The sequence below is a fragment of the Pseudomonas putida genome (assembly GCF_028682475.1).
In the GTDB taxonomy this organism is placed as follows: Bacteria; Pseudomonadota; Gammaproteobacteria; order Pseudomonadales; family Pseudomonadaceae; genus Aquipseudomonas; species Aquipseudomonas putida_AG.
Genome location: NZ_JANHLE010000097.1, coordinates 1 through 582 on the forward strand (window position 1 = coordinate 1; position 582 = coordinate 582).

1 pseudogene is annotated in these 582 nt (G+C 60.7%); it reads left to right on the forward strand.

Annotated elements, in window-relative coordinates:
• Window positions 1-455 (forward strand): annotated as a pseudogene (locus NPS47_RS25320) (DUF4123 domain-containing protein); the annotation flags it as partial.
• Between the last annotated feature and the right edge of the window lie 127 nt (window positions 456-582).

A 582-nucleotide genomic window follows, 5' to 3' on the forward strand; every position in this document is an offset into this window, starting at 1 on the left:
TGTTGCCGGAATCGCTTCATCCTGGCGGCTTCATTCGCCAGGAAAACCCTGAGCAGCCGATCGCCCAGTACACGGACAAGCCTTGGTTATTGCTTACCCCGGAACAGGTGGAGCGCATGAGCGCCGCCAAGCGCCAGTGTCTTGCCCAGCAGATGATCGAACATTGCCAGCAGCACTTTCCTCAGCGCTTGCAAGGATTGGAACCTGCGGCACGACAGCAGTGGGCGCTGGCCTGTCAGCGCAGTGCTGAACGGCACGGCTACAGCGCCGCCGATCAAGTCCTGCGCTGGGCCAACCTTCACGCCGTATTGGGCGATGAGTTCCCCAACGCTGCAGACCATGCCGTGTACCGAAAGATCCTCGACGACAAAGGCGTTATGCCTGCACAGCGTCTCGACGACCTGAACGCCGAACTACAGCGTCAGCAGCTCACCGACAAGGAACTCAGCGCATGAGTGCAGACAAGCTGGACATGATCGACCGCCTGGCTCAGGCCGACCGCGCCGCCAGGGCGATGCCCCATGAAGACATCAACAGTCCCATAACACCCTGCCCCGCTGGTCAGCCTGAAATCTTCGTGGT